Annotated in this window: 4 protein-coding genes; 2 read left to right on the top strand and 2 right to left on the bottom strand. The window is 62.7% G+C overall.

Going from position 1 to position 3,679, the window contains the following annotated elements:
* Nucleotides 1–1,870: PAS-domain containing protein (locus tag WEB61_RS02725; protein ID WP_368062795.1), on the top strand; the 1,870-nt coding region annotated here is incomplete at its 5' end.
* 151 nt (nt 1,871–2,021) lie between these two features.
* Here WEB61_RS02725 and WEB61_RS02720 read toward each other — a convergent pair.
* Together WEB61_RS02720 and WEB61_RS02715 are read right to left on the bottom strand one after the other, a co-directional pair.
* Entirely contained in the window at nt 2,022–2,342 is a 321-nt protein-coding gene (locus WEB61_RS02720; RefSeq protein ID WP_368062794.1) for a ribbon-helix-helix protein, CopG family, read from the bottom strand.
* Nucleotides 2,339–2,683 (bottom strand): hypothetical protein, encoded by a 345-nt coding sequence (locus WEB61_RS02715; RefSeq protein ID WP_368062793.1) that lies wholly within the window; start codon nt 2,681–2,683, stop codon nt 2,339–2,341. Before WEB61_RS02715 ends, WEB61_RS02720 begins: the two co-directional genes overlap by 4 nt.
* Before the next feature lie 192 nt (nt 2,684–2,875).
* On the opposite strand from WEB61_RS02715, the gene WEB61_RS02710 reads away from it, so the two are divergent.
* Nucleotides 2,876–3,622 (top strand): glutathione S-transferase, encoded by a 747-nt coding sequence (locus WEB61_RS02710; protein WP_368062792.1) that lies wholly within the window; start codon nt 2,876–2,878, stop codon nt 3,620–3,622.
* The last annotated feature ends 57 nt before the right edge of the window (nt 3,623–3,679 follow it).

Here is a 3,679-nt window from a genome sequence, read left to right as displayed (position 1 = left end):
GCGTGCCCGTTTCGAAGAACAGTTGATGACGGCGCCTCTGCCGGCCTGGCGGCGTGACGATGATGGGCGTCTTGCCTGGGTCAACGCGGCCTATGCCAGTGCGGTCGACGCCGCCTCGCCCGAAGATGCGGTGATCAAGGGCCTCGAACTGCTGAATGAGGAAACGCTGTCGGCCCTTCGCCGCGCGCTTTTCGATCGTCCCCGCGTGCGCGAGCGCAGCCATGCCATCATGGCCGGCGAACGTCGCGCCCTCGACATTGTCGAACAACGCATGAGTGAAGGTGTTGCCGGCGTTGCCATCGACGTCTCGGCACTCGACGAGGCCGAAGGCGAACTTCGCCGTCATATCGAAAGTCATGCCGCGACGCTTGACCGCGTGACGACGGCGGTGGCGATCTGCGGCCCGGACAAGCGTCTCGCCTTCCACAACCGCGCTTTCGAAACCCTCTGGGGCCTCGATCCGAAATGGCTCGATCAGGGACCCTCGGACGGCGAAATCCTCGATGAACTGCGTGCTCGCCGCCGCTTGCCCGAGCAGGCCAATTTTCAGGCCTGGAAGCAGGCGCGCATGGAAATCTACACCTCGCCGGATCCGGTTGAGGAATACTGGCATCTGCCCGACGGGCGCACCGTCAAGCTGGTCGGTCAGGCGCATCCTTTCGGCGGCGTCGTCTATCTCTACGAAAACATCACCGAGCGTCTCAATCTCGAAAGTTCCTACAACACGCTGGCCAGCGTGCAGCGTGAAACCATCGACCATCTTTACGAAGGCGTTGCCGTTTTCGGCTCCGATGGCCGCCTGAAACTTTCGAACCCCGCCTTCTCGCGCATCTGGAATTTTGACCCGAGCGATCTCGAGGGCGAACCCCATGTCAACGATCTCGCCGCGATCGCCCATGCGCTGATCGACGGTGTGCCGGAAGTGCCCGGCGTCATCGCGGGCATCACCAGTGCCTCGGCCACGCGCGCCCAGTCGACAGGCCGTCTCAACCGCCCGGACGCCACCGTCATCGATTATGCGCAGGTGCCGTTGCCCGACGGCGCCACGCTGATGACCTTCGTCGACGTCACGGATTCGATCCAGATCGAAAATGCGCTGCGCGAACGCAACGATGCGCTGGAAACCGCCGACCGTCTGAAATCGGAATTCATCAGCCACGTCTCCTACCAGTTGCGCACGCCGCTCACCAACATTCTCGGCTTCGGTGAAATCCTCGAAACCGAGATGTTCGGCACGCTCAATCCGCGGCAGCACGAATACATGCAAGGCATTCTCGAAAGCTCCGAAACGCTGATCGATGTCGTTAATGACATTCTCGACCTCGCCGTCATCGAGGCCGGCGCCATGACGCTCGATCTTTCCGATGTCGAATTGTCGGAAGTGATCTACGCGACCGAGGAATTCGCCCAGCGTCCGGCGCAGAAAAACAGGGTGGTGCTGAAAATCGATTGCCCGAAGGATATAGGCATCGTCCGCGCAGACGAAAAGCGTATCAAGCAGATCATGATCAATCTGCTGTCGAACGCGCTGGCCTTCACGAGCCCCGGCGATACCATCACGCTGGGCGCGGCGCGTTTCGAGAACTCGGTCGAGCTCTGGGTCGCCGACACCGGCGACGGCATCAAGCCCGAATTCCAGTCCAATGTCTTCGACCGCTTCGAAGCGCACGGCTCCGGCGACCGCCGCCGCGGCGCGGGCCTCGGCCTCTCGCTGGTGCGCTCCTTCATCGAACTGCATGGCGGCTGGGTGACGCTGGAGAGCACACCCGGCATCGGCACTCGCGTTGCCTGCCACCTCCCTGTCCGCGCCGCGCCGCCCGCGCGTCTTGCGGCCGCACCCGGCGAACCGACACGGCTTGAAGTCGGATAGGCGTTAAGTTTTTTGTATACGAATTATATTGCCCGTCATTGCGAGCGAAGCGAAGCAATCCTGAAGTGTCAAACGCGGTATGCGCGGCCTTCCGGATTGCTTCGTCGCGTTCCGCTCCTCGCAATGACGGCGAGAGGGACTGCACCACCCCTCAGAGGAAAATCCTGTAAGGCACGGCCATGCCGTCGGGTCCCTTGACCTGGAACTCGGCCCCGCGCTCGGCCTCGTCAATCAGCGCCTCGTAAAGCCGGAGCGCGTTGCGGATCACCTCCGCATAGGACGCGGCCTCGGTCTTGTCCTTCAGCTGCTGCAGCCGCTCCATCGCTTGCGGCGGCATCTCGAGCTGCACGCGCGTGGTGTCGCGCTCCTCGCCGCCATGCCGCTTGTGCCGGCGGCCGTGGCGATGGCCGCGCCGTCCGCGCCGCTCCTCGCTGTCGCCGGTTTCCGGTGCCTCTTCCTTCAAGCTGCTCATGCCGCGTCTCTCCGGTCGCGATGGCCCTGGTCCCGGAAGCTGCGCCGCCCGTGGAAATGGTCGCGCGCGAAAAGCAGCGCGACGGCTGCCACCGCGAGCGTCGTTACGGGATAGCTCGCTGCCGTCGAGATCAGCGCCACGCCGACCGCGATCACGGCAAGGAGCACGAGGAGCTTCGGTGCATGGAAGCCGCCCCGCCATTCGCCGTGACTATGCTCATGATCGAAACGTCTCGCCCGCTCCTTTTTGTCCGAAAGGGGAAAATCCTCGCCCACACCCACCTTGTATCGGGTCACCATGCCCTCCTGGCGCGTCCGCGCCTCGTTGCCGTCATCGGTCATGTTCCTGGTCCTTTTTGGCGGCCCACAGCCTTCCCGGCGCGGGATTCGACACCTTCGCAGTATAAAATAATCAAAATATCATCATTATTCAACCTGAAAATACTCTCCATACGACGTGTGCCGGAATCCCGCGGATCTCCTTGCCTTTTCGTCGAGGTCCGCGACCCTAGATTTATCGACAGAGGAGACCCCATGCCTGAAAAATTCCGCCGCAAGCCCTATGAACTCTTCTACTGGCCCGGCATTCCGGGGCGCGGTGAATATGTCCGCCTGGCGCTGGAGGTGGCGGGCGCGCCCTGGATCGACGTCGTCCGTGAGCGCGAAACCGGCATGGACGAGATGATGGCGCTGATGGATGCCTCGGAAGTCGCGCGCCCCTCCTTCGCGCCTCCCTTCCTGCGCGACGGGACGACGATCGTCGGCCAGGTTGCGGCGATCCTTTTCTGGTTGGGGCCCCGTCTCGGCCTCGCGCCCACCCCGGAGAAGGGCGCCCTCTGGACGCATCAGCTCCAGCTCACCATCGCCGACCTCGTCAACGAGGCACATGACGTCCATCACCCTGTCGGTATGGGCCTCTATTACGAGGATCAGAAGAAGGAAGCCGCCCGTCGCGCGGAAGAATTCCGTACCGCCCGCATCCCGAAATTTCTGGATTATTTCGAAAGCATCCTCACCGCCAACGGAGCGACAGAATCGAAGCCGCATCTCGTCGGCAAATCGCTCACCTATGCCGACCTGTCGCTCTTCCACACGGTCGACGGCCTCAAATACGCTTTTCCGAAAGCAACGGGCCGGCTCCTGAAAAACCGGCCCCTCGTCTCGTCATTGCATGCCGCGGTGAAGAAACGCCCGCGCATCAAGGCTTATCTGGCAAGCACCCGCCGGCAGCCCTTCAACGAGGCCGGCATCTTCCGCCATTATTCGGAACTCGATCGCTGATCTTCACTCGCGTTCGAGAACCGCGCAGGCAACGCGTGCCCCGGCGCCGCCGATCGG

The sequence above is a fragment of the Parvibaculum sp. genome, assembly GCF_040882025.1.
Taxonomy (GTDB): Bacteria; Pseudomonadota; Alphaproteobacteria; order Parvibaculales; family Parvibaculaceae; genus Parvibaculum.
The sequence above is the reverse complement of the archived record's forward strand: the minus strand, read 5'-3'. Positions and strand labels throughout refer to the sequence as shown.

Excerpts from the sequence above, each read along its gene's own strand:
- WEB61_RS02720 (WP_368062794.1), bottom strand. The coding sequence starts at position 2,342 with ATGAGCAGCTTGAAGGAAGAGGCACCGGAAACCGGCGACAGCGAGGAG.
- WEB61_RS02715 (WP_368062793.1), bottom strand. The coding sequence starts at position 2,683 with ATGACCGATGACGGCAACGAGGCGCGGACGCGCCAGGAGGGCATGGTG.
- WEB61_RS02710 (WP_368062792.1), top strand. The coding sequence starts at position 2,876 with ATGCCTGAAAAATTCCGCCGCAAGCCCTATGAACTCTTCTACTGGCCC.